29 protein-coding genes and 1 tRNA gene are annotated in these 21,245 nt (G+C 66.8%); 24 read left to right on the forward strand and 6 right to left on the reverse strand.

Annotated elements, in window-relative coordinates:
* Positions 1–83 precede the first annotated feature (83 nt).
* From rpmG to lysS, 11 genes are all read left to right on the forward strand, one after another.
* Positions 84–248 carry a 50S ribosomal protein L33 gene (rpmG, locus tag L1087_RS09580; protein ID WP_135260992.1) on the forward strand — a complete coding sequence of 55 codons (165 nt, stop codon included), beginning with the start codon at positions 84–86 and terminating at the stop codon, positions 246–248.
* The gene (secE, locus tag L1087_RS09585; RefSeq protein ID WP_038040676.1) at positions 248–430 is read left to right on the forward strand and encodes a preprotein translocase subunit SecE; all 183 of its coding nucleotides are present in this window, start codon (positions 248–250) and stop codon (positions 428–430) included. The genes rpmG and secE overlap by 1 nt, the downstream gene beginning before the upstream one ends.
* Complete coding sequence (gene nusG, locus L1087_RS09590; protein ID WP_038040673.1) at positions 427–981, forward strand: transcription termination/antitermination protein NusG; 555 nt, start codon at positions 427–429, stop codon at positions 979–981. Before secE ends, nusG begins: the two co-directional genes overlap by 4 nt.
* A 44-nt stretch (positions 982–1,025) precedes the next feature.
* Positions 1,026–1,469, forward strand: coding sequence for a 50S ribosomal protein L11 (gene rplK / locus L1087_RS09595; RefSeq protein ID WP_015716108.1), 444 nt, complete (start codon positions 1,026–1,028; stop codon positions 1,467–1,469).
* Entirely contained in the window at positions 1,462–2,151 is a 690-nt protein-coding gene (gene rplA, locus L1087_RS09600; protein ID WP_135260991.1) for a 50S ribosomal protein L1, read from the forward strand. Before rplK ends, rplA begins: the two co-directional genes overlap by 8 nt.
* 211 nt (positions 2,152–2,362) lie before the next feature.
* Complete coding sequence (rplJ, locus tag L1087_RS09605) at positions 2,363–2,884, forward strand: 50S ribosomal protein L10 (protein WP_234558691.1); 522 nt, start codon at positions 2,363–2,365, stop codon at positions 2,882–2,884.
* Positions 2,885–2,894: 10 nt separating this feature from the next.
* A complete protein-coding gene (gene rplL / locus L1087_RS09610; RefSeq protein ID WP_038040662.1) occupies positions 2,895–3,272 on the forward strand; it encodes a 50S ribosomal protein L7/L12 in 378 nt (125 codons plus the stop codon).
* 76 nt (positions 3,273–3,348) lie between these two features.
* Positions 3,349–3,915 (forward strand): UbiX family flavin prenyltransferase, encoded by a 567-nt coding sequence (locus L1087_RS09615; protein ID WP_234558692.1) that lies wholly within the window; start codon positions 3,349–3,351, stop codon positions 3,913–3,915.
* Positions 3,916–4,045: 130 nt separating this feature from the next.
* Positions 4,046–5,164: an acyl-CoA dehydrogenase family protein gene (locus tag L1087_RS09620; RefSeq protein WP_038040660.1), complete on the forward strand. Its 1,119-nt coding sequence runs from the start codon at positions 4,046–4,048 to the stop codon at positions 5,162–5,164.
* A 51-nt stretch (positions 5,165–5,215) separates the two neighbouring features.
* Positions 5,216–6,007: an isoprenyl transferase gene (locus L1087_RS09625; protein ID WP_135260987.1), complete on the forward strand. Its 792-nt coding sequence runs from the start codon at positions 5,216–5,218 to the stop codon at positions 6,005–6,007.
* A 143-nt stretch (positions 6,008–6,150) separates the two neighbouring features.
* The gene (lysS, locus tag L1087_RS09630) at positions 6,151–7,281 is read left to right on the forward strand and encodes a homocitrate synthase (RefSeq protein WP_038040656.1); all 1,131 of its coding nucleotides are present in this window, start codon (positions 6,151–6,153) and stop codon (positions 7,279–7,281) included.
* Positions 7,282–7,283: 2 nt separating this feature from the next.
* Here the strand turns inward: lysS and L1087_RS09635 are convergent, their stop codons facing one another.
* Together L1087_RS09635 and L1087_RS09640 are read right to left on the reverse strand one after the other, a co-directional pair.
* Positions 7,284–7,490 (reverse strand): type II toxin-antitoxin system HicA family toxin, encoded by a 207-nt coding sequence (locus L1087_RS09635; RefSeq protein WP_038040654.1) that lies wholly within the window; start codon positions 7,488–7,490, stop codon positions 7,284–7,286.
* Positions 7,480–7,707: a type II toxin-antitoxin system HicB family antitoxin gene (locus tag L1087_RS09640; RefSeq protein ID WP_038040652.1), complete on the reverse strand. Its 228-nt coding sequence runs from the start codon at positions 7,705–7,707 to the stop codon at positions 7,480–7,482. The genes L1087_RS09635 and L1087_RS09640 overlap by 11 nt, the downstream gene beginning before the upstream one ends.
* Before the next feature lie 22 nt (positions 7,708–7,729).
* On the opposite strand from L1087_RS09640, the gene L1087_RS09645 reads away from it, so the two are divergent.
* From L1087_RS09645 to L1087_RS09700, 12 genes are all read left to right on the forward strand, one after another.
* Positions 7,730–8,980, forward strand: a complete 1,251-nt coding sequence (locus L1087_RS09645; RefSeq protein ID WP_234558693.1) for a 3-isopropylmalate dehydratase large subunit — start codon at positions 7,730–7,732, stop codon at positions 8,978–8,980.
* Complete coding sequence (locus L1087_RS09650; RefSeq protein ID WP_135343799.1) at positions 8,973–9,464, forward strand: LeuD/DmdB family oxidoreductase small subunit; 492 nt, start codon at positions 8,973–8,975, stop codon at positions 9,462–9,464. The genes L1087_RS09645 and L1087_RS09650 overlap by 8 nt, the downstream gene beginning before the upstream one ends.
* 9 nt (positions 9,465–9,473) lie before the next feature.
* Positions 9,474–9,788, forward strand: coding sequence for a paraquat-inducible protein A (locus tag L1087_RS09655; RefSeq protein WP_234558694.1), 315 nt, complete (start codon positions 9,474–9,476; stop codon positions 9,786–9,788).
* The gene (gene lysW / locus L1087_RS09660) at positions 9,782–9,946 is read left to right on the forward strand and encodes a lysine biosynthesis protein LysW (RefSeq protein ID WP_038040644.1); all 165 of its coding nucleotides are present in this window, start codon (positions 9,782–9,784) and stop codon (positions 9,944–9,946) included. The genes L1087_RS09655 and lysW overlap by 7 nt, the downstream gene beginning before the upstream one ends.
* Before the next feature lie 89 nt (positions 9,947–10,035).
* Positions 10,036–10,881, forward strand: a complete 846-nt coding sequence (gene lysX / locus L1087_RS09665) for a lysine biosynthesis protein LysX (protein ID WP_038040635.1) — start codon at positions 10,036–10,038, stop codon at positions 10,879–10,881.
* Entirely contained in the window at positions 10,874–11,908 is a 1,035-nt protein-coding gene (gene argC, locus L1087_RS09670) for an N-acetyl-gamma-glutamyl-phosphate reductase (protein ID WP_234558695.1), read from the forward strand. The genes lysX and argC overlap by 8 nt, the downstream gene beginning before the upstream one ends.
* A gap of 10 nt (positions 11,909–11,918) precedes the next feature.
* The gene (locus L1087_RS09675) at positions 11,919–12,728 is read left to right on the forward strand and encodes a [LysW]-aminoadipate kinase (protein WP_038040631.1); all 810 of its coding nucleotides are present in this window, start codon (positions 11,919–11,921) and stop codon (positions 12,726–12,728) included.
* Between the two features lie 4 nt (positions 12,729–12,732).
* A complete protein-coding gene (locus tag L1087_RS09680; protein ID WP_234558696.1) occupies positions 12,733–14,301 on the forward strand; it encodes a 1,4-alpha-glucan branching protein in 1,569 nt (522 codons plus the stop codon).
* Positions 14,302–14,317: 16 nt separating this feature from the next.
* Positions 14,318–15,253, forward strand: a complete 936-nt coding sequence (locus L1087_RS09685; RefSeq protein WP_234558697.1) for a nitrilase-related carbon-nitrogen hydrolase — start codon at positions 14,318–14,320, stop codon at positions 15,251–15,253.
* Complete coding sequence (locus tag L1087_RS09690) at positions 15,250–16,095, forward strand: NAD+ synthase (RefSeq protein WP_234558699.1); 846 nt, start codon at positions 15,250–15,252, stop codon at positions 16,093–16,095. Before L1087_RS09685 ends, L1087_RS09690 begins: the two co-directional genes overlap by 4 nt.
* Complete coding sequence (locus tag L1087_RS09695) at positions 16,092–16,502, forward strand: CoA-binding protein (RefSeq protein ID WP_234558701.1); 411 nt, start codon at positions 16,092–16,094, stop codon at positions 16,500–16,502. Before L1087_RS09690 ends, L1087_RS09695 begins: the two co-directional genes overlap by 4 nt.
* 20 nt (positions 16,503–16,522) lie before the next feature.
* Entirely contained in the window at positions 16,523–17,506 is a 984-nt protein-coding gene (locus L1087_RS09700; protein WP_234558703.1) for an A/G-specific adenine glycosylase, read from the forward strand.
* On the opposite strand, the gene L1087_RS09705 is transcribed toward L1087_RS09700, so the two are convergent.
* Together L1087_RS09705 and L1087_RS09710 are read right to left on the reverse strand one after the other, a co-directional pair.
* On the reverse strand, positions 17,417–18,115 hold the full coding sequence (locus tag L1087_RS09705; protein ID WP_234558706.1) for an FAD-dependent oxidoreductase: 699 nt from the start codon (positions 18,113–18,115) through the stop codon (positions 17,417–17,419). The two genes, L1087_RS09700 and L1087_RS09705, sit on opposite strands and share 90 nt — an antisense overlap.
* Before the next feature lie 27 nt (positions 18,116–18,142).
* Positions 18,143–18,218 (reverse strand) — tRNA-Trp (locus L1087_RS09710).
* 67 nt (positions 18,219–18,285) lie between these two features.
* Between L1087_RS09710 and L1087_RS09715 the strand changes: the two genes are divergently transcribed.
* Positions 18,286–19,164, forward strand: coding sequence for a C40 family peptidase (locus L1087_RS09715; protein WP_234558708.1), 879 nt, complete (start codon positions 18,286–18,288; stop codon positions 19,162–19,164).
* 15 nt (positions 19,165–19,179) lie between these two features.
* On the opposite strand, the gene L1087_RS09720 is transcribed toward L1087_RS09715, so the two are convergent.
* Together L1087_RS09720 and L1087_RS09725 are read right to left on the reverse strand one after the other, a co-directional pair.
* Positions 19,180–20,106 carry a nitroreductase family protein gene (locus L1087_RS09720; RefSeq protein ID WP_267964849.1) on the reverse strand — a complete coding sequence of 309 codons (927 nt, stop codon included), beginning with the start codon at positions 20,104–20,106 and terminating at the stop codon, positions 19,180–19,182.
* Positions 20,107–20,114: 8 nt separating this feature from the next.
* Positions 20,115–21,194: an A24 family peptidase gene (locus L1087_RS09725; RefSeq protein WP_234558709.1), complete on the reverse strand. Its 1,080-nt coding sequence runs from the start codon at positions 21,192–21,194 to the stop codon at positions 20,115–20,117.
* Positions 21,195–21,245 lie beyond the last annotated feature (51 nt).

Raw genomic sequence — 21,245 nt, forward strand, 5'->3', positions numbered from 1 at the left:
GACCGTGGGCGCCGGCGTGGTCACCAAGATCCTGGAGTGAGCTTGGGGGCGGTTGGCCGCCCCTCGAGGAAAGGGGGTGAACCATGGCCAGCGAGGTCCGCATCAAAATCCTCCTGGAGTGCACCGAGTGTAAGCGCCGCAACTACGCCACCGAGAAGAACAAGCGCAACACCACCACCAAGCTGGAGCTGAAGAAGTACTGCCCCTGGTGCGATAAACACACGGTGCACAGGGAAGTGAAGGTCTGATGTTTACCCGGATTGTGCGCTACTTCCAGGAAGCCCGGGCGGAGCTTTCCCGGGTTACCTGGCCCACGCGGGAGCAGATCGTGGAGGGTACCCAGGCCATCCTGGTCTTCACCGTGGTGGCCATGGTGATCTTGGGATTTTACGATCTTGTCTTCCGGTTCCTGATAGGGCTTGTGCGATGAGCATTGAATGGTACGCGGTCCACACCTACGTGGGGCAGGAGGAGAAGGCCAAGGCCAACCTGGAGAAGCGGGTAAAGGCCTTCGGCATGGAGGACAAGATCTTCCAGGTGCTCATCCCCACGGAGGAGGTGGTGGAACTCCGCGAGGGGGGAAAGAAGGAGATCGTCAAGAAGAAGCTCTTCCCCGGATACCTCTTCGTGCAGATGGACCTGGGGGACGAGGAGGAGCCCAACGAGGCTTGGGAGGTGGTGCGGGGCACCCCGGGCATTACCGGCTTCGTGGGGGCAGGGCATAAGCCGGTGCCCCTTTCCCCGGATGAGGTGCGGCACATCCTGGAGGTGTCGGGGCTTCTGGGCAAGAAGGAGGCCCCCAAGGCCCAGGTGGCTTTTCGGGAGGGGGATCAGGTCCGGGTGGTTTCCGGCCCCTTCGCAGACTTTACCGGCACCGTGACCGAGATCAACCCGGAAAAGGGCAAGGTCAAGGTCATGGTCACCATCTTCGGGCGCGAGACCCCGGTGGAGCTGGATTTCTCCCAGGTGGTCAAGGCTTAGGAGGCGTTTGCACCCCCAACTTGGGGGGAGCCTAGGAGGGAAAAATGAAGAAAGTCGTTGCTGTGGTAAAGCTTCAGTTGCCGGCTGGCAAGGCCACGCCGGCACCCCCGGTGGGCCCGGCTTTGGGCCAGCACGGGGCCAACATCATGGAGTTCGTCAAGGCCTTCAACGCGGCCACCGCCAACATGGGGGATGCCATCGTCCCCGTGGAGATCACCATCTACGCCGACCGCTCCTTTACCTTCATCACCAAGACCCCGCCCGCCAGCTACCTGATCCGCAAGGCGGCGGGGCTGGAGAAGGGGGCTCATAAGCCCGGCCGGGAGAAGGTGGGCCGCATTACCTGGCAGCAGGTTCTGGAGATCGCCAAGCAGAAGATGCCCGACATGAACACCACCGACCTCGAGGCCGCTGCCCGCATGATTGCGGGCTCGGCCCGCTCCATGGGGGTGGAGGTGGTGGGCGCGCCGGAGGTGAAGGATGCCTAAGCACGGCAAGCGCTACCGGGCCCTTTTGGAGAAGGTGGACCCTGCCAAGGTCTACACCATTGACGAGGCCGCCCGACTGGTGAAGGAGCTGGCCACGGCTAAGTTTGACGAGACGGTGGAGGTCCACGCCAAGCTGGGCATTGACCCCCGCAAGTCTGACCAGAACGTGCGCGGCACCGTTTCCTTGCCCCATGGCCTGGGCAAGCAGGTGCGGGTTCTGGCCATCGCCAAGGGGGAGAAGATCAAGGAGGCCGAGGAGGCCGGGGCCGACTACGTGGGCGGGGAGGAGATCATCCAGAAGATCCTGGATGGCTGGATGGACTTCGATGCCGTGGTGGCCACCCCGGATGTGATGGGGGCGGTGGGCTCCAAGCTGGGCCGGATCCTCGGTCCCAGGGGCCTCCTCCCCAACCCCAAGGCCGGCACCGTGGGCTTCAACATCGGGGAGATCATCCGCGAGATCAAGGCGGGCCGCATCGAGTTCCGCAACGACAAGACCGGGGCCATCCACGCCCCCGTGGGCAAGGCGAGCTTCCCCCCGGAGAAGATTGCCGAAAACATCCGGGCCTTCCTCCGGGCCCTCGAGGCCAGCAAGCCCGAGGCGGCCAAGGGCACCTTCCTGCGCTCGGTCTACGTGACCAGCACCATGGGGCCCAGCATCCGCATCAACCCTCACTCCTAAGCGCTTTTAGGCTAGGGCCAGGGGCCAGCTTGACCCCTGGCCCTTTGCCCTTTAAACTCACCTATGGCACCCCGGGCGCGAGCGGCGCCCAGGCCAAAGACAGCGGGGGGCTAAAGGCCTTAAACATCCCGCCGAGGCGCTTGAGGGGGAGCGTTTCTCGATAAGCCCTAAAAGTCGGCCGGGGTTCCCCTGCCCCGAAAGGGAGGAAGGCGTGCCCAATAAGCGTAATGTTGAGCTTCTTGCCGCCCTCAAGGAGAACCTTGAACGGGCCCGTGGCTCCTTCTTCCTGGTGAACTACCAGGGGCTCTCCGCCAAGGAGACCCACGCCCTGCGCCAGGCCCTCAAGGAGAAGGGGGCCCGGCTTTTCGTGGCCAAGAACACCCTGATCCGCATCGCCCTCAAGGAGCTTGGCCTGCCCGAGCTGGATGGCCTCCAGGGGCCGAGCGCCGTGGTCTTTTACGGGGACCCGGTGGCGGCGGCCAAGGCCCTTGCGGAGTTCGCCAAGAAGAACCCCAAGGGCATCCCTGAGGTCAAGGGCGGGCTCCTGCAGGGCCAGATGCTTTCGGCCAAGGACGTGGCCGCGCTGGCGGAGCTCCCCACCATGGATGAGCTCCGGGCGGAGCTTTTGGGCGTGTTGCAGGCCCCCATGGCGGAGCTCGTGGGGGTCTTGGGCGGTGTGGCCCGCGAGCTGGTAGGCATCTTGGAAGCGTACGCGGAGAAGAAGGCGGCGTAGGAGGTGGAGGATGGCTTTGGACATTGAACGCATCAAGGAAGAGCTTTCTCAGGCTACGGTTTTGGAACTCAAGCAGCTCATCGACGTCCTCAAGGAGACCTGGGGTGTGACCGCGGCGGCCCCGGTGGCGGTGGCGGCGGCTCCTGCTGCGGCCCAGGCTGCGGCTCCCGCGGAGGAGAAGACCGAGTTTGACGTGATCCTCAAGGATGCGGGGGCCAAGAAGCTGGAGGTCATCAAGGAGCTTCGCGCCATCACCGGCCTGGGCCTCAAGGAGGCCAAGGACCTGGCCGAGAAAGGCGGCCCCATCAAGGAGGGCATCCCCAAGGCCGAGGCCGAGGAGATCAAGAAGAAGCTCGAGGCCGTGGGCGCGGTGGTGGAGCTGAAGTAAGCCCCCGCCCCACGGGGTGCCCCCCAGGCCCAAGGGGCCTGGGGTTTTTCGCCTTCTTGGGGATAGCATGGAGGCCATGGAGCTTCCTCGGGTGGTGGTGGGCCTTACGGGGGCCAGCGGCATGCCCTACGCCCTGGACTTGCTGAACACCCTCCAGGGCTTGGCCGAGGTGCACCTGGTGGTGAGCCAGGGAGCTAAGCGGGTCCTCTGGGAGGAGATGGGCCTGAGCCCCAAGGACCTCTATCCTCTGGCCCACCGGGTGTACAAGGATGCCGACCTGGGGGCCCCCATCGCCTCGGGTTCCTTCCCCACCCGCGGGATGGTGGTGGTGCCCTGCTCGGCCACCACCTTGGGCAAGGTCGCCCTAGGCTTAGCGGATACCCTCCTCACCCGGGCGGCCTACGTTCACCTGAAAGAAAAGCGCCCCCTGATCCTGGTGCCCCGGGAAACCCCCCTGCCCCTCCCCACCCTGAGGGCCATGGTCCAGGTGGCCGAGGCGGGGGCGGTGGTCCTGCCGGCAAGCCCGGGCTTCTACCACCGGCCCAAGGAGATTGGGGACCTTTTGGGCTTCATCACCCAGCGCATCCTGGACCACCTGGGCCTCGAGGCCAAGCGGGCCCCCCGCTGGGGGGAGGGGGGCTAAGCCCTCCTAGGGGCCTGCGGGGACCCTAGAAAGGCTTCGGCCACTCCTTGGGCAGGGCGGAGCAGACGGCGGGGGGTTGTGGACTGTATATGACGTTTTCCTGCATGCCTGCAGTGCTACGATAAAGAGGATGGTGACCACCCCTGAACAGAAGCTGGTGCTGGATACCGTGCGCCAGGTGGCCAAGGAGGTCTTGTACCCCTTAGCCCCGGAGTACGATCGCACAGGTGAATATCCCTGGCCCCAGCTGAAGGCTTTGGCGGAGCTGGGTTTCCTGGGCATGACCACCCCGGAGGAATGGGGAGGGGCGGGGTTGGACTCGGTCACCTGGGCCTTGGCCCTCGAGGAGATCGCCGCCGCTGACCCCAGCGTGGCGGTGATCGTTTCCGTGACCAGCGGGCTTCCCCAGTACATGCTCTTTCGCTTCGGCACCGAGGCGCAGCGGCGCAGGTATCTCCTCCCCCTGGCCCGGGGGGAGTGGATCGGGGCCTTCTGCCTCACCGAGCCCCATGCGGGTTCGGATGCGGCTAGCATCCGCGCGGAGGCCAGGAGGGTGCCCGGGGGCTACGTGCTGAACGGCACCAAAAGCTGGATCACCTCCGCGGGCCAGGCGCAGCTTTACGTGGTCATGGCCCGCACGGAGAGGGGCATCAGCGCCTTTTTGGTGGAGAAGGACACCCCAGGGCTTTCCTTTGGCCCCCCCGAGGAGAAGATGGGCCTCCACGCCGCCCACACCGCCGAGGTGCGTCTGGAAGAGGTCTTCGTCCCCGAGGAGAACCTCCTGGGGGAGGAGGGGCGGGGCCTGGCCTACGCCCTGGCGGGTTTGGACTCGGGGCGCATCGGGGTGGCGGCCCAGGCGGTGGGCATCGCCCGGGGGGCCTTTGAGATCGCCAAGGCCTACGCCGACCAGCGGGAGCAGTTTGGCAAGAAGCTAAGGGAGCACCAGGCCATCGCCTTCAAGATTGCGGACATGCACGTGAAGATCGCCGCCGCCCGGGCCTTGGTCCTGGAGGCGGCTCGCAAAAAGGACCAGGGGGAGCGGTTCACCCTCGAGGCCAGCACCGCCAAGCTCTTCGCCAGCCAGGTGGCGGTGGAGGTGACCCGGGAGGCGGTGCAGGTGCTTGGGGGTTATGGCTACCACCGGGATTACCGGGTGGAGCGCTACTACCGGGACGCCAAGGTGACGGAGATCTACGAGGGCACCTCGGAGATCCAGCGCCACATCATCGCCCGGGAGCTTTACCGGTAGCCTGCTTAGGGCCTTCCCTTTCTCATCCTCCCGCCTTAGGGTGGAAAGGGTATGGTCCGCCGCCTCCTTTCCCTCACCCGGCCCCTCTACTGGCTCTACGAAAGGCGCCTCCTTAAGGAGGTGAAAGGAGGCCCGGTTCCCAGGCACCTGGGCCTCATCCTGGATGGGAACCGCCGCTACGCCAGAGCCTTGGGCTTATCCCCGGTGAAGGGGCACGAGTTCGGGGTCCAGAAGGCCTACGAGGTCCTGGAATGGTGCCTGGAGATGGGCATTAAAACCGTGACGGTCTGGGTTTTCTCCACGGATAACTTCAAGCGTCCCCCCGAGGAGGTGCAGGAGCTCATGCGCCTATTCGTGCGGGAGGCGGAAAGGATGGCGGAGGACCACCGCATCCTGGAGCACCAGGTGCAGGTGCGCTTCATCGGGCGGCGAGAGGGCTTCTCCGAGGAGGTGCTAAGGGCGCTGGAGCGCCTCGAGGCCAAGACCCAGCACCACCAGGGCATGGTGCTGAACATCGCCATGGGCTACGGGGGGCGGGAGGAGATCGTGGACGCGGTGAAAAGGCTTCTTTTAGAGGCGGATCAAAGGGGCCTTTCCCCCAAGGAGGTGGCGGAGGGGCTTACCCCTGAGGAGATCGCCCGCCACCTCTACACCGCGGGCCTACCCGACCCCGACTTCATCATCCGCACCTCGGGGGAGATAAGGCTTTCCGGCTTCCTCCTTTGGCAGTCCGCTTACTCCGAGTTCTACTTCGCCGACGTGCTCTGGCCGGAGTTCCGGAAGATCGACTTCTTGAGGGCTCTAAGGAGCTACCAGGCCCGCGAGAGGCGGTTTGGGCGTTGACAAAAAGGAGGGTTTCGTATACCCTTACAGGCAAGATGCTGGCCCTGGAGAAAAAACTCGGCCGCCGGGGGGTAGGGTAGCCCCAGAGGGTTCCTTATCCCCCGGCCCGAGTTCGGGCCGGTTTTCTTTTTGGGGAGGAGCGCATGCGGGAATGGAAGATTATAGATTCCACCTTAAGGGAAGGGGAGCAGTTTGAAAGGGCCAACTTTTCCACCCAGGACAAGATCGAGATCGCCAAGGCCCTGGACGAGTTTGGCGTGGAGTACATCGAGGTCACCACCCCCATGGCCTCCCCCCAGTCCCGGAAGGACGCGGAGGTCCTGGCCTCCTTGGGCCTGAAGGCCAAGGTGGTGACCCACATCCAGACCCGGCTGGATGCGGCCAAGGTGGCGGTGGAAACGGGGGTGCAGGGCATCGACCTCCTCTTCGGCACCAGCAAGTACCTCAGGGCGGCCCACGGGCGGGACATCCCCCAGATCATCGAGGAGGCCCGTGAGGTCATTGGCTACATCCGCGAAAGGGCCCCCCATGTGGAGGTGCGCTTCTCCGCCGAGGACACCTTCCGCTCCGACGAGCACGACCTTTTGCAGATCTACGAGGCCATTGCCCCCTACGTGGACCGGGTGGGCCTGGCGGACACCGTGGGCATCGCCACGCCAAGGCAGGTCTATGCCCTGGTGCGGGAGGTGAGGCGGGTGGTGGGGCCTCATGTGGACATCGAGTTCCACGGCCACAACGACACGGGTTGCGCCATCGCCAATGCCTTCGAGGCCATAGAGGCGGGGGCCACCCATGTGGACACCACCATCCTGGGCATCGGGGAGCGGAACGGGATCACCCCTTTAGGGGGTTTCCTGGCCCGCATGTACACCCTGCAACCCGACTACGTGCGTAGGAAGTACAAGCTGGAGATGCTTCCCGAACTGGACCGCATGGTGGCCCGGATGGTGGGGGTGGAGATTCCCTTCAACAACTACATCACCGGGGAGACGGCCTTCAGCCACAAGGCGGGGATGCACCTCAAGGCCATCTATATCAACCCCGAGTCCTACGAGCCCTATCCGCCGGAGATCTTTGGGGTGAAGCGCAAGCTCATCATCGCCTCCAAGCTCACCGGCCGGCACGCCATCAAGGCGCGGGCGGAGGAGCTTGGCCTCCACTACGGGGAGGAGGAGCTCCACCGCATCACCCAGCACATCAAGGCTCTGGCGGATAGGGGCCAGCTCACCTTGGAGGAGCTGGACCGGATTCTTAGGGAGTGGATCACGGCATGAGGCTAGAGTTGGCGGAACTCCTCCTCGGTGAGGCCGACGTCCTTGAGGATGCCCAAGAAGGTGCCCCTTTTGAGTTCTTGCCGATGAAAGGGGACCACCGTGCGGCGGCCGTCGGGGTGGATGAGGACGCGGTGGCTTCCCTTGCCGCCCACTTCCTCGAAGCCCAGGCGTTTCAGCTTGCGCAGGACCTCCTCGGGTCTAGGCGGCATCCACCCTTACCTCTACCCACTCCTCTTCGGGCTCGGGGATGGGCAAGCCCTTGGCCTTCAGGGCTTCCAGCATGGCCTCGAGGGCCTCTTGCACGTTGCGGAGGGCCTCTTCCCGGGTGTCCCCATCGGAACGCACCCCGCGCACGGCAGGCACCTCGGCGAGCCATACCCCGGGCTCTTCAGGGTCCGGGTAGACCCGGATCCAGTAGCGTTTCATACCCTCAGTATAGGAGGCGGGCATGGGCCTGACTTTGGCGGAAAAGATCCTCTCCCATAAGGCGGGAAGAGAGGTGCGGGCCGGGGAGCTTTTGGTGGTGGAGGTGGACCAGGTGATGGTGGTGGACTCCATCGCCGGGAGCTTCTTCCGGCGCCTGGAGTACCTGGGGGCCACCCCCCGGTACCCGGAAAGGGTTTCCATCGTCATCGACCACGTGGCCCCGGCGGCCAACCTCGAGGTGGCCAAGGCCCAAAAGGAGATCAGGGAGTGGGGGCATAAGCACGGCATCCGGGTCTTTGACGTGGGCCGGGGGGTCTGTCACCAGGTGCTGGTGGAGGAGGGCCTAGCCCAGCCGGGCTGGATCGTGGTGGGTTCGGACTCCCACTCCACCACCTACGGGGCGGTGGGGGCCTTCGGCACGGGCATGGGGGCCACGGACATCGCCCTGGCCGCCGCCAGCGGCCGCACCTGGATGAGGGTACCGGAAAGCGTCAAGGTGACCTTCCGGGGGAGGCTTCCTAGAGGGGTCACCGCCAAGGACGCCGCCCTCGAGATGGTGCGCCTCCTCACCGCTGAGGGCGCCACCTACATGGCGGTGGAGATCCACCTCCTGGACGGGGCGGAGTCCTTGAGCCGGGGGGAGCGCATGACCCTGGCCAACCTCACCGTGGAGGCGGGGGCTAAGGCGGGGCTGGTGGTGCCCTCGGGGGAGATCCTGGAGCTTTACCGGGTGCCCGACTGGCTCTACCCCGACCCCGACGCCCGCTACGTGCGGGAGGTGGAGATCGACCTTTCCGCCCTTACCCCTCGGGTTTCCGTCCCCTTCTACGTGGACAACGTGCACGAGGTGGCCGAGGTCCGGGGCAAGCGGGTGGACCAGGTCTTCATCGGCACCTGCACCAATGGGCGCATCGAGGACCTGAGGGCCGCCGCTGAGGTGCTCAAGGGGCGGAAGGTGGCCCCGGGGGTGCGCCTTCTCGTCATCCCCGCCAGCTCCCAGGTCTTGGAAGAGGCGGCCCGGGACGGCACCCTCCTGACCCTCCTTCAGGCTGGGGCTACCATCGGCACCCCGGGGTGCGGCCCCTGCATGGGGCGGCACATGGGGGTTTTGGCCCCGGGGGAGGTGTGCGTGTCCACCAGCAACCGCAACTTCCGGGGGCGGATGGGGGCGCCCGACGCCGAGATCTACCTGGCGAGCCCCCGGGTGGCCGCGGCCAGCGCCGTGGCGGGCTACCTCACCACTCCCGAGGAACTGGAGGAGCGCCATGCCTAGGGTCTGGAAGTTCGGCGACCAGATCAACACCGACGACATCCTTCCCGGCAAGTACGCCCCCTTCATGGTGGGCGAGGACCGCTTCCACACCTTCGCCTTCGCCCACCTGCGGCCCGAGTTCTCCAAAGAAGTAAGGCCCGGGGACATCCTGGTTTTTGGGAGGAACGCGGGGCTTGGCTCTAGCCGGGAGTACGCCCCCGAGGCCTTGAAGCGCCTCGGCATCCGGGCGGTGATCGCCAAGAGCTACGCCCGCATCTTCTTCCGCAACCTGGTGAACCTGGGGATCATTCCCTTTGAGTCGGAGGAGGTGGTGGATGCGCTAGAGGACGGCGACGAGGTGGAGTTGGACCTGGAAGGGGGGGTGTTGCGGAGGGGGGAAGAGCGTTTCCAGCTCCGCCCCCCACCCCCCTTCCTCCTGGAGGCGCTCAAGGAGGGTTCGCTTCTGGACTACTACAAGAAGCACGGCCGCTTCCCGGGGGAGTAGACTGGGCTCATGGAGGACCTGGAGATCACCTGTCCGGTGTGCGGCGAGGCCAGCGTGGTGCTGGCCGAGGACATGGAGACCCTAGAAGTGGGGGACGTGCTGGAGTGCGAAGCTTGCGGGGCCTTTTTGGAGGTGATCTCCCTGGATCCCCTCGAGGTGGAGGTGACGGAGGAGGGCCTCGAGGCCTTCTTTGTGGACTGCCCCCGTTGCGGCTACACCTTTGAGGTATCCGAGGAAGATCAAGGCCAAGAGGTGGAGTGCCCGGAGTGCGGCTTCCGGTTTGTCCCTGACTGGAGCGAAGTGGACGAGGAGGAGGAATGGTAGCCACTTGCCCTGAATGCGGTGCGGAGCTTACCCTGGAGAACCCGGAACTGGGAGAGCTTTTGGTTTGCGAGGACTGCGGCGCGGAGTTAGAGGTGGTGGGGCTGGACCCCCTTCGCCTGGAGCCCGCCCCGGAGGAGGCGGAGGACTGGGGAGAGTGAGGCTATCCCCTTAGGGTAGGGAGCCTCGAGGCCCAGAACCGGACTGAAGCCCGGCCTGGGGGTTCTTGGAAGGGGGAAGAGCCATCGCCATGCTGGCCATCCTGTACGACCGCATCCGCCCCGACGAGAGGATGCTCTTTGAGCGGGCCGAGGCCTTGGGCATCCCCTACAAAAAGGTCTACGCCCCTGCCCTGCGCATGGTCTTGGGGGAGAGGCCCAAGGAGCTGGAAGGGGTCACGGTAGCCCTGGAGCGGTGCGTGAGCCAGAGCCGGGGCCTGGCCGTGGCCCGGTACCTCACCGCCTTGGGCATCCCTGTGGTGAACCGGCCCGAGGTCATGGAAACCTGCGGGGACAAGTGGGCCACCAGCGCGGCCTTGGAGCGCCATGGCCTGCCCCAGCCCAGAACCGCCCTCCTCACCGATGCGGAGGAGGCCCTGAAGCTCATGGAGGAATGGGGCTATCCCGTGGTGCTGAAGCCCGTGATCGGGAGCTGGGGAAGGCTTCTCGCCAAGATCACCGACCGGGAGGCCGCCGAGGCCATCCTGGAGCACAAGGAGGTTCTAGGGGGCTTCCAGCACCAGCTTCTCTACCTCCAGGAGTACGTAAGGAAGCCCGGGCGGGACATCCGGGTCTTCGTGGTGGGGGATCGGGCCATCGCCGCCATCTACCGCCGCAGCCAGCACTGGATCACCAACACCGCCCGGGGCGGGCAGGCGGAAAACTGCCCCGTAACCCCGGAGATCGCGGAGCTTTCCGTGCGGGCAGCCCAGGCGGTGGGGGGTGGGGTGGTGGCCATCGACCTCTTTGAGTCGGAGCGGGGCCTTTTGGTGAACGAGGTGAACCACACCATGGAGTTCAAGAACTCCGTGCACACCACCGGGGTGGACATCCCCGGGGAGATCCTGCGCTACGCCTGGGAGGTGGCCCGTGGATAAGAAGACCCTCGCCATCGTGGGGGCCTCGGGGTATGCGGGAGGGGAGTTTTTGCGCTTGGCCCTTTCCCACCCTTACCTCGAGGTGAAGCAGGTGACCTCGAGGCGCTTCGCCGGGGAGCCCGTGGCCTTCGTCCATCCCAACCTGCGGGGCAGAACCAACCTGAAGTTCATCCCCCCGGAAAGGCTGGAGCCCGCCGACATCCTGGTCCTTTCCCTGCCCCACGGGGTCTTCGCCCAGGAGTTTGAGCGCTACGCCGGCTTAGCCCCTATCCTCATCGACCTCTCCGCGGACTTCCGCCTCAAGGACCTCGAGCTTTACCGCAAGTACTACGGGGAGCACCCGAGGCCCGAGCTCCTGGGTCGCTTCGTCTACGCCCTGCCCGAGCTCTACCGGGACCGCTTGCGGGAAGCGGACTGGATGGCGGGGGCGGGGTGCAACGCCACCGCCACCATCCTGGGGCTTTACCCCCTCCTCCGCGGGGGCGTGCTCAAGCCAGGACCCATCTTCGTCACCCTCCTCATCTCCACCTCGGCGGCGGGGGCCGAGCCCAGCCCCGCCAGCCACCACCCCGAGCGGGCAGGCTCCCTCCGGGTCTACAAGCCCACGGGCCACCGCCACACCGCCGAGGTGGTGGAAAACCTCCCGGGAAAGCCCGAGGTGCACCTCACCGCCATCGCCACCGACCGGGTGCGGGGCATCCTCATGACCGCCCAGGCCTTTCTCCTGGACGGCTGGAGCGAGCGGGACGTGTGGCAGGCCTACCGGGAGGCCTACGGGGGGGAGCCTTTCATCCGCATCGTCAAGCAGAAGAAAGGCGTGCACCGCTACCCGGACCCCCGCTTCGTCCAGGGCACCAACTACGCGGACATCGGCTTTGAGCTGGAGGAGGACACCGGGCGCCTGGTGGTCATGGTGGCCATCGACAACCTGGTGAAGGGCACCGCCGGCCACGCCCTGCAGGCCCTCAACATCCGCATGGGCTGGCCTGAGACCCTGGGGCTGGAGTTTCCCGGGCTACATCCCTAGGAGGTTGGCCGTGATCGTGGTGAAAGTGGGCGGCGCTGAGGGCATCGATTACGGGGCGGTGGCTAAGGACGCCGCCGCTTTGTGGAAGGAGGGGGTGAGGCTCCTTTTGGTGCACGGGGGGAGCGCCCTCACCAACCGGGTGGCGGAGGCCCTGGGCCACCCGCCCCGTTTCCTCACCCACCCTGGAGGGCAGGTGAGCCGCCTCACGGACAAGGAAACCCTGGACATCTTCCTCATGGTCTACTGCGGCCTCACCAACAAGCGGTTGGTGGAGCTGTTGCAGAAGGAAGGGGTGAACGCCCTCGGGCTTTCCGGGGTGGACGGGAGGCTTCTGGAAGGGCGCAGGAAGACCGCGGTGAAGTACGTGGAAGACGGCAAGGTGAAAATCCACCGCGGGGACTACACGGGCACCGTGGAGCGGGTGAACCGGGCCCTTTTGGACCTCCTCCTCGAGGCGGGGTATTTGCCCGTGATCACCCCTCCCGCCATCAGCTACGAGGGGGAGGCCATCAACACCGATGGGGACCAGGTGGCGGCCCTCTTGGCCACCGCTTATGGGGCCGAGGCCCTGGTCTATCTCTCCAACGTGCCCGGCCTTTTGGCCAACTACCCCGACGAGGCCAGCCTGGTGCGGGAGATCCCCGTGGACAAGGTGGAGGCCCCCGAGTATCTGGCCCTGGCCCAGGGGCGGATGAAGCGCAAGGTGATGGGGGCGGTGGAGGCGGTGCGGGGTGGGGTCAAGCGGGTGGTCTTCGCCGACGCCCGGGTGGAAAACCCCATCAGGCGGGCCCTGGCCGGGGAGGGCACCGTGGTACGCTAGACCCATGGCGCGCTTCGCCCTGGTCCTCCACGCCCACCTCCCCTACGTGCGCTCCCACGGGATGTGGCCCTTTGGGGAGGAGACCCTGTACGAGGCCATGGCCGAGACCTACCTGCCCCTCCTGCGGGCCTTGGAGAGGCTTCACCAGGAGGGGGTGGAGGCCCGCTTCACCCTGGGCATCACCCCCATCCTGGCGGAGCAGCTGGCCGACGGCCGGATCAAGGAGGGCTTCCGCGCCTACGCCAAGGACCGCCTGGAGCGGGCCCAGGGCGACTACCTGCGCTACCAGGGGACGGACCTCGAGGCCAGCGCCCGCCACCAGGTGGCCTTCTGGGAGCTCACCCTGGACCACTTCCACCACCTAGGGGGCGACCTCCTCCAGGCCTTCCGCCGGGCCCAGGAGCGGGGGCAGGTGGAGCTCCTCACCTCCAGCGCCACCCACGGCTACTCTCCGCTTCTGGGATACGACGAGGCCCTCTGGGCCCAGATCAAGACGGGGGTGGCCACCTACCGCCGCCACTTCGCCAAGGACCCCACGGGCTACTGGCTTCCGGAGATGGCCTACCGGCCTAGGGGCTTCTGGAAGCCTCCGGTGGAGGGGGCGAGGGAGGGCTTCAGGGCCGGGGTGGACGAGCTTCTGATGCGCGCGGGCATCCGCTACACCTTCGTGGACGCCCATCTGGTCCAGGGGGGGAAGGCCCTTTCCCCCTACGGGGAGGCCTCCTTGGAGGTGGAGAGCGCCGAGGCCACCTTCTATGTGCACGAGCTGGAGTCGGGCCTGCGGGTCCTGGCCCGCAACCAGGAGACCGCCCTCCAGGTCTGGAGCGCGGACCACGGCTACCCCGGGGAGGTGCTTTACCGGGAGTTCCACCGCAAGGACCCCCTTTCCGGCCTCCACCACTGGCGGGTGACCCACCGGCAGGCGGACCTGGCCCAGAAGGCCCCCTACGACCCCGAGGCGGCCTTCGCCAAGGTGCGGGAGCACGCCGCTCACTTCGTGGGGCTCTTGGAGCGCCTGGCCCGGCAGTACCCGGATGGGGTCATCCTTGCCCCCTACGACGCCGAGCTCTTCGGCCACTGGTGGTACGAGGGGGTGGCTTGGCTGGAGGAGGTGCTCCGGCTTCTCGTCCGGGCGGAAGGGGTGCGGGCGGTGACGGCCAAGGAGGCGGTGCAGGGCAAGGCGGTGCGGGCCGCTTTGCCCGAGGGCTCCTGGGGCCGGGGCGGGGACCACCGGGTCTGGCTCAACGAGGGAACCCTGGACTACTGGCGCCTGGTCTACCGGGCGGAGGGGGCCATGCGGGAGGCGGTGCGCCGGGGAAGCCTGCCCCCAAGGGTGCTCCAGCAGGCCATGCGGGAGCTTCTGCTCCTTGAGGCCTCCGACTGGCCCTTCCTCATCGATACCGGCCAGGCGGCGGAGTATGCCAAGGAGCGCTACCAGGGGCATGCCGAGGCCTTCTTTCAGCTCCTCCGAGGGGTTTCCCCCGAGGAGCTCAAGGCCTTGGAGGAGCAGGACAACCCCTTCCCGGAGGCCGACCCCAAGCTTTACCTGGAGCCCGGTCTGGTCCTTTCCTGAGGCGTAGGATAGGTCTGTGATCCGGCACGCCATACTGCAGTTCCGCCCTGAGAAGGCCAGGCTGAAGGAGAACCTGGCCCGCCTCGAGGGCCACCTGAAGGCCCTCCGCTCCCACGCCCCCGAGGTGGTGGTCCTGCCCGAGGCCGCCCTCACCGGCTACTTCCTGCAAGGGGGGGTGCGGGAGCTGGCCCTGACCCGGTTTGAGCTTTTGGAGCTTCTCTCCGAGGTCCACCGGCGGGCGGGGGACGAGGGGCTTTTGGACGTGGGGGGGGGTTTTTACGAGCGGGACGAGGGGGCCTATTACAACAGCGCNTACGAGGGGCTTTTGGACGTGGTGGTGGGTTTTTACGAGCGGGACGAGGGGGCCTATTACAACAGCGCCGCCTACCTGGAGCTTCCCCACCGCATCGTCCACGTGCACCGCAAGGTTTTCCTGCCCACCTACGGGGTCTTTGACGAGGAGCGCTACCTGGCCCGGGGAAGCCGGGTGGGGGCCTTCCAGACCCGCTTTGGCCGCGCGGCCATCCTCATCTGCGAGGACTTCTGGCACTCCATCACCGCAGCCATCGCCGCCCTGGACGGGGCCGAGGTCCTCTACGTGCCCGCGGCCAGCCCGGCCCGGGGCTTCCATGGGGAGCGCCCAGAAAACGTGGAGCGCTGGCGCACCCTGGCCCGGGCGGTGGCGGCGGAGCACGGGGTGTACGTGGTGCTCGCTAGCCTGGTGGGGTTTGAGGCGGGGAAGGGGATGAGCGGAGGGAGCCTGGCGGTGGGGCCCGAAGGGCGGATCCTGGCGGAGGCCCCCCTCTTTGAGGAGGCGGCCCTTCTCTTCGCCCTGGACCGGGAACGCATCCCCCCTGTGCGTTACGATAGCCCCCTCCTTTCCGACCTGCAGGCCGCCTTGCCCCTTCTCCTTCCCGACCTGGAACGGGTGCTGCAAAAGGAGGGAAGATGACCGTTCTGGAAGCTCCCAAGGCCCAGGAGACCCTAGAGCTCAACTGGCCCCTGGTGGCCGACTTCCTCACCCGCTTCATACGGGAAGAGCTCGCCTGGCGGGGCTACGAAAAGGCCATCGTGGCCGTTTCGGGAGGGGTGGACTCCGCCACCACCTTAGCCCTGGCGGTGCGGGCCCTGGGGCCTGAAAGGGTCCATGCCCTCTTCCTGCCCCATCGGGAAAGTAGCCCCCTTTCCCGGGAGCACGCCCACCTGGTGGCGGAGGCCTTTGGGGTGGCCCTGGAGGAGGTGGACATCACCCCCATGGTGGAGGGCTACGCCGCGCAAACCCCGGACCTCACTCCCCACCGCAAGGGCAACGTCATGGCCCGGGCCCGCATGATCGTGCTCTTCGACAAGTCCCAGGCCTACGGGGCCTTGCCCTTGGGCACGGGCAACAAGACGGAAAGGCTTTTCGGCTACTTCACCTGGCACGGGGACGACACCCCCCCGGTGAACCCCTTGGGGGACCTCTACAAGACCCAGGTCTGGGCCCTGGCCCGCTTTCTTGGGGTGCCCGAGGCGGTGGTGGCCAAGGCCCCCACCGCCGACCTCATCCCAGGCCAGACGGACGAGGCCGACCTGGGGGTGCGCTACCTGCGGGCCGACGTCATCCTGGAGCACTACCTGAAGGGCTACCCTGACGCCTACATCGAGAGCCTGGGCTACACCCCTGAGGAGATCGCGCGGGTCAAGGAGCGGGTGAACCGCACCCACTGGAAGCGGGCCCTGCCCACCGTGGCCCTCCTTTCCTCCACCGCCATCGGGGAGTTCTACCTCCGTCCCTTGGACTACCGGTCATGACGGATGCGGAGCTCAAAGCCTACTTGGAAAGGGCGCGCACCATCGCCGTCCTCGGGGCCCACAAGGATCCCCTTCGCCCTGCCCACTACGTGCCCAAGTACCTCTTCGAGCAGGGCTACCGCCTCCTGCCCGTGAACCCCCGCTTTAGGGGAGAGGAGCTTTTCGGGACCAAGGTGGTGGGAAGCCTGGGGGAGATCCTCGAGCCCGTGGACATCTTGGACATCTTCCGCCCCCCGGAGGCCCTCATGGGCCACCTGGAGGAGGTTCTAACCCTCCGCCCTGGGATGGTGTGGCTCCAGTCGGGCATCCGCCACCCTGCCTTTGAGGCCGCCTTGAGGCAGGCGGGCCTCCTGGTGGTGGCGGACCGTTGCCTCATGGTGGAACACCGGCGGCTCTTTTCCCTCTGAACGCGAAGGTCCTACTTCCCATGGAAGCCTGGCAGAAGGCCCTCCTCGCCTGGTACCGGGAGCAGGCCCGCACCCTTCCCTGGCGGGGGGAGAAGGACCCCTACCGGGTTTTGGTGGCCGAGGTCCTCCTCCAGCAGACGCGGGTGGAGCAGGCCATGCCCTACTACCGCCGCTTCCTGGAGCGCTTCCCCACCCTTGCCGCCTTGCGGGCAGCCTCCTTGGAGGAGGTGCTGAAGGTTTGGCAGGGGGCGGGCTACTACCGCCGGGCGGTGAACCTCCACCGCCTGGCCCAGGGGGTGGAGGCCCTGCCCCGAAGCTACGCCGAGCTCCTGAAGCTTCCCGGCCTCGGCCCCTACACTGCGGCGGCGGTGGCCTCCATGGCCTTTGGGGAGCGGGTGGCGGCGGTGGACGGGAACATAAGGAGGGTCCTCGCCCGGCTTTTTGCCCTGGAAGACCCCGCCCCCAAGGCGCTTCAGGACCTGGCGCAACGCCTTCTGCCGCAAGGGGAAGACCCGGGGGTTTGGAACCAGGCCCTCATGGACCTGGGGGCCATGGTCTGCCTCCCCAAAGCCCCCCGCTGCCTGGCCTGCCCCCTTAGGGCCTTCTGCCGGGGCCAGGAGGAGCCGGAGCGCTACCCCAGGCCCCGGCGTCGGGCCGTCCGGGAGGAGGCCCTGGCGGCTTTGGTCCTCCTGGGGCGGAAGGGGGTCCACCTGGAGCGGCTTTCCGGGCGCTTCCAAGGGCTATACGGGGTGCCGCTTTTCCCCCTGGAGGAGCTCCCCGAGCGGGCCCAGGCCTTCGGGGTGGCCCCCAGGCCTGCGGGGAAGGTGCGCCACGCCCTCACCCACCGCCGCCTCGAGGTCCAGGTCTACCTGGCCCCCTGGGAAGGGGAGGGGGAGGACCCCTGGGAGAAGCCCCTACCCAAGCTCATGGAGAAGGTGCTCCGCCAGGCGCAGGCCCTCTTGGCTCATGAGGGCGTAGTCCCCTTCCCGCACGCAAAGCCCTAGGCCGTAGAGCCCCTCTAGCCGCTTCAAGCGGAAGGTGGCCGCTTCCCACTCCTCAGGGTGGAAGGCGTGGTAGCGCACCCGGTAGCCCGGGGTCGTGGGGGTTTCGGGTACCTCGCCCTCCCGCTCCAGGAAGCGGAAGCCCAGGGCCAGGAGGTGCTGGAAAAGGTCGGGGTAGCTGGCCTCGGAAAGCCTCCCCGCCTCCTCCTCCACCTCCCCAATGCGGAGCCTAGCCCCCAGGAAGCTCCCCACCGCCAGCACCACCCGTTCCGCCTCCACCGGGGGGCCTTCCCAGGTGCTCACCCCCACCACGCGGCTTCCCTCCAAGAGGAGGCCCGTGGCCGTGGCTTGGAAAAGGTGCAGGTTCCTTTCGGCCTCCAACAGGTACTTGGCCCGGGCGTGGAAGGTCCAAAGCCGGGGATCGGCCGGGTCATAGGCCCTTTCCAGCAGGCTCCCTGGGGGAAAGGGGGGCTTTGGGGGGAGGAAGGGCATCATCACCGAGTCCAGGCTCTGGGTGAGGAGGCCCACCCGCACCCCTTCCCGCGCCAAACGGTAGGCGGCCTCGCTCCCCGCGAAGCCCGCCCCCACGATGAGGACCTGATACGCGCCCATAACGAAAAAAGGCCCCGAAGGGCCGTTTGGCGGGCCGTGAAGGACTCGAACCTCCAACCCCCGGTTTTGGAGACCGGTGCTCTGCCAGTTGAGCTAACGGCCCCCGCCTCCAGGGATTGTAGCACACCCCCGGGAAAAGGCCAAGGGGCGCCTTCCTGTAGAATGGGGCCATGCCCCGCAGGTTGGCCCTGGTGGTCCTATGTTTGCTTTTCCCTTGGACCCTGGCCCAGGCGACCTCTCCCCAAGGGGGCTCTTTGGAAGGGCCTGTCCTATCGCACACCGTGGCCCCAGGGGATACCCTTTTCTCCATCGCCCGGCGCTACGGCACCACCGTGGAGGAGCTCATGCGCCTCAATGGCCTGGATACCTTCCTCATCCAGCCGGGGCAGGTGCTCAGGCTTCCCCAAGGGGGGGAGCGCATCCACGTGGTGGCTCCCGGGGATACCCTTTTCTCCCTGGCGCGCCGCTACGGCACCACGGTGGAAGAGCTCATGCGCCTCAACGGGCTTTCCACGCCGGGGCTTAAGGTAGGCCAGACCCTAAGGATCCCGGCCTCCAGGGGGGAGGAGGGATCCCGGGGGAAAGCCGCCCTGGAGTCCCCTCCCTGGACCCAGGGTGGAGCCCATGCCCGTGACCTGAGGGAATCCCCCCCGGCGGTGGGCGAGGATTACGACCCGGAAAGCCCGCTTCTCAAAATCGTGCTCCGCTACCTGGGGGTGCCCTACAAGTATGGGGCCAACTCCCCCACCTCCTTGGACTGCTCCGCCTTCGTGGCCCAGGTCTATGCCGAGCTGGGGGTGGCCCTGCCCCGCACCACCCGGGAGCAGTTTCAGGCCTTTCCCGCCGTCGAGTCCTTGCGCCCGGGGGATCTGGTCTTCTTCAGCTTTGGGGGAAAGGATATAGACCACGTGGGCATCTACCTGGGCCGGGGGGTCTTCGCTCATGCCAGCAGCTACGGGAGCCGGGTGGTGATCGAAAGCCTCGAGGCCCCTTTCTATCGGAAGGCCTACCGGGGTGCTCGGCGGGTGGTGCAGGAGGTGGGGAAATAGGTGCCCGCCGGGGCCTCAGGGCCAGTCCTTGATCTCTCCCCGGGCCTTCCTAAGGGCGGTGAGGAGGGCCTCCCCGGGCCGGCCCTCCCCGCGGAAGGCCTCGGTCTCCCGCTCCAGCCAGGCCTCCCCTTCCCGGAAGAGCACCCCGCGGGCCTCTCCTAGGGCCTCCTCCAGGAGGGCCCCCAGGGAGTAGAAGGGAGCGCCAGGGGGAAGGTCGGGGTCCAGGCCCTGATGGGCGATGGCCCGGCCATAGGGCCTTTCCCGCTCCTCCATGGTGCCCCCTTGGGCGAAGTACCGCCTCAAGACCCTCCCCCAGTCCCCCACCCGGCTATAGGGGGCCATGGCCTGGAAGCCCGCTTCCAGGTCCTCAGGCTCGTAAGGGCGGTAGCGGTTCTCGTGCACCACCAGCTTCCGTGGAAGCCGGGGCCTGGGGGGGCCCGCCTCGTCCGGCACCCCCACCGCCAGGCCCACCGCGGGGATGACCCCTTTGGGAAGCTCCAGGAGGTTGATGAGCTCCTCCACCCCGTTCAGCACCCCCCCGATGAAGCAGACCCCGTAACCTAAGGCCTCAGCGGTAAGGGCCAGGTAGCTGGCGGCAAGCCCTGCATCTAAGAGGGCGAAGTGCAAGGCGGTTTTGGGCCAGAAGGCCATCCTTTCCCCCCGATAGGCGAGAAGCCTCTCCAGGCGATGGACGTCCGCCAGGAAAACGAAGAACTCCGCTGCCTGGCGGATGTGCTCCTGGTTACCGGAAAGCTGGGCCACCCTTTCCCTGAGCCCGGGGTCCGTAATCCGGATGGCGCTGTAAAGCTGGGCACTGGCGTCGGTGGGGGCTCTTTGCAGGGCGAAGAGGAGCTTCTCCAAGTCTTCCTCGGGTATGGGCACCGGCTTAAAGCGGCGCACGCTGCGCCTTTGGGCCAGGATGGGAAGAAGGTCCACCGCCATCCTCCCCACTATAGGCCTAGCCAGGCCATGTACGCCCTCCACAGGGTTTCCCCGAAGAAGAAGGCCACCACCCCGCCCAAGGCCAGGTAGGGGCCGAAGGGGATTTTCCGTTGCCGGAAGGCCAGGCCCACCAGGGCCCCGACGAAGACCCCCAGGAACAGGGCCAGGAGGCTATAGAGCCCAAGCCAGGCTCCCAGCGCCCCCAAAAGCTTCACATCCCCATAGCCCATGGCCACGGGATCGGTTTCTTCCCCCTCCTTGTTTACCTCGTTTACGGGTTTAAAGGCCCAGTAAAGCCCCCCTGCCAGGGCCAACCCCCCTGCCGCCAGGAAGGACCCTTTCAAGGTGCTGAGGAGGTCGGCCCCCAGGTAGGGAGCCAGGATCCAGGCCAGGGGCAAGAGGGGAAGGGTGATCCGGTCAGGAAGCACCACGGGCCTCCCCGTGCGCGCCGAAAGGGCCCAGGTGAGGAAGGCCAGGGCCATCCCTACTCCCGGTCCCAAGAGGGCACCGAAAAGGGCGGCCATGTGCACCTGGTGGGGTCCCACGGGCACCTCCGCCCTGGCCTCGCGGAAGCGCCTCAGGAAAAGCCCTCCATACCCCGCCACCAGCCCCAGGATCCCGGCGGCGATCAGGGCCCCGTCCAGGGCCTCGACAAAGGGGCGGGGGAAGGAGAGGAGGTAGGCAGAAAGGAGCCCCAGGAAGAGGAGGCCGTAGGTGAGGCCGTCGGGAAGCTCGTAGGTGTCCAGGTCGATGAAGGCCAGGGCCACCAGGAGGCCCAAGAAGGCGAAGACCAGGAGGGCCTCGAGGGAGGGGGGATAAAAGAGGCTCGCCAGGAGGAAAAGCCCCCCGGTGAGGGCCTCCACCAGGGGGTAGCGGGGGCTGATGGGCTTTCCGCAGTAGCGGCACCTACCCCGGAGGACCAGGTAGGAGAGGACGGGCACCAGGTCCATGGGGCCAAGGCGGTGGCCGCAATGGGGGCAGCGGGAAGGGGGGAAGACGATGGATTCCCCTCTGGGCAGGCGGTGGACCACCACGTTCAGGAAGGAGCCCACCAGAAGGCCTAAGACCAAGGCGAAAAGGGGCCACATGGGGGCATTTTATGGGAGGAAGGCTTTCACGGTGTTTTGGCGGGAGGGGAG

Source organism: Thermus tengchongensis, assembly GCF_021462405.1.
Lineage (GTDB): Bacteria > Deinococcota > Deinococci > Deinococcales > Thermaceae > Thermus > Thermus tengchongensis.

What these genes read in the sequence shown, in the direction of transcription:
- L1087_RS09615 (WP_234558692.1), top strand. Translation starts at nt 3,349, where the DNA reads ATGGAGCTTCCTCGGGTGGTGGTGGGCCTTACGGGGGCCAGCGGCATG.
- L1087_RS09690 (WP_234558699.1), top strand. Translation starts at nt 15,250, where the DNA reads ATGACCGTTCTGGAAGCTCCCAAGGCCCAGGAGACCCTAGAGCTCAAC.
- L1087_RS09645 (WP_234558693.1), top strand. Translation starts at nt 7,730, where the DNA reads ATGGGCCTGACTTTGGCGGAAAAGATCCTCTCCCATAAGGCGGGAAGA.
- rplK (WP_015716108.1), top strand. Translation starts at nt 1,026, where the DNA reads ATGAAGAAAGTCGTTGCTGTGGTAAAGCTTCAGTTGCCGGCTGGCAAG.
- L1087_RS09725 (WP_234558709.1), bottom strand. Translation starts at nt 21,194, where the DNA reads ATGTGGCCCCTTTTCGCCTTGGTCTTAGGCCTTCTGGTGGGCTCCTTC.
- L1087_RS09635 (WP_038040654.1), bottom strand. Translation starts at nt 7,490, where the DNA reads ATGCCGCCTAGACCCGAGGAGGTCCTGCGCAAGCTGAAACGCCTGGGC.
- L1087_RS09640 (WP_038040652.1), bottom strand. Translation starts at nt 7,707, where the DNA reads ATGAAACGCTACTGGATCCGGGTCTACCCGGACCCTGAAGAGCCCGGG.
- L1087_RS09700 (WP_234558703.1), top strand. Translation starts at nt 16,523, where the DNA reads ATGGAAGCCTGGCAGAAGGCCCTCCTCGCCTGGTACCGGGAGCAGGCC.
- secE (WP_038040676.1), top strand. Translation starts at nt 248, where the DNA reads ATGTTTACCCGGATTGTGCGCTACTTCCAGGAAGCCCGGGCGGAGCTT.
- lysW (WP_038040644.1), top strand. Translation starts at nt 9,782, where the DNA reads ATGGTAGCCACTTGCCCTGAATGCGGTGCGGAGCTTACCCTGGAGAAC.
- L1087_RS09620 (WP_038040660.1), top strand. Translation starts at nt 4,046, where the DNA reads ATGGTGACCACCCCTGAACAGAAGCTGGTGCTGGATACCGTGCGCCAG.
- L1087_RS09705 (WP_234558706.1), bottom strand. Translation starts at nt 18,115, where the DNA reads ATGGGCGCGTATCAGGTCCTCATCGTGGGGGCGGGCTTCGCGGGGAGC.
- rplL (WP_038040662.1), top strand. Translation starts at nt 2,895, where the DNA reads ATGGCTTTGGACATTGAACGCATCAAGGAAGAGCTTTCTCAGGCTACG.
- L1087_RS09655 (WP_234558694.1), top strand. Translation starts at nt 9,474, where the DNA reads ATGGAGGACCTGGAGATCACCTGTCCGGTGTGCGGCGAGGCCAGCGTG.
- rpmG (WP_135260992.1), top strand. Translation starts at nt 84, where the DNA reads ATGGCCAGCGAGGTCCGCATCAAAATCCTCCTGGAGTGCACCGAGTGT.
- L1087_RS09650 (WP_135343799.1), top strand. Translation starts at nt 8,973, where the DNA reads ATGCCTAGGGTCTGGAAGTTCGGCGACCAGATCAACACCGACGACATC.
- rplA (WP_135260991.1), top strand. Translation starts at nt 1,462, where the DNA reads ATGCCTAAGCACGGCAAGCGCTACCGGGCCCTTTTGGAGAAGGTGGAC.
- lysS (WP_038040656.1), top strand. Translation starts at nt 6,151, where the DNA reads ATGCGGGAATGGAAGATTATAGATTCCACCTTAAGGGAAGGGGAGCAG.
- L1087_RS09625 (WP_135260987.1), top strand. Translation starts at nt 5,216, where the DNA reads ATGGTCCGCCGCCTCCTTTCCCTCACCCGGCCCCTCTACTGGCTCTAC.
- lysX (WP_038040635.1), top strand. Translation starts at nt 10,036, where the DNA reads ATGCTGGCCATCCTGTACGACCGCATCCGCCCCGACGAGAGGATGCTC.
- L1087_RS09715 (WP_234558708.1), top strand. Translation starts at nt 18,286, where the DNA reads ATGCCCCGCAGGTTGGCCCTGGTGGTCCTATGTTTGCTTTTCCCTTGG.
- L1087_RS09680 (WP_234558696.1), top strand. Translation starts at nt 12,733, where the DNA reads ATGGCGCGCTTCGCCCTGGTCCTCCACGCCCACCTCCCCTACGTGCGC.
- L1087_RS09695 (WP_234558701.1), top strand. Translation starts at nt 16,092, where the DNA reads ATGACGGATGCGGAGCTCAAAGCCTACTTGGAAAGGGCGCGCACCATC.
- nusG (WP_038040673.1), top strand. Translation starts at nt 427, where the DNA reads ATGAGCATTGAATGGTACGCGGTCCACACCTACGTGGGGCAGGAGGAG.
- L1087_RS09720 (WP_267964849.1), bottom strand. Translation starts at nt 20,106, where the DNA reads ATGGCGGTGGACCTTCTTCCCATCCTGGCCCAAAGGCGCAGCGTGCGC.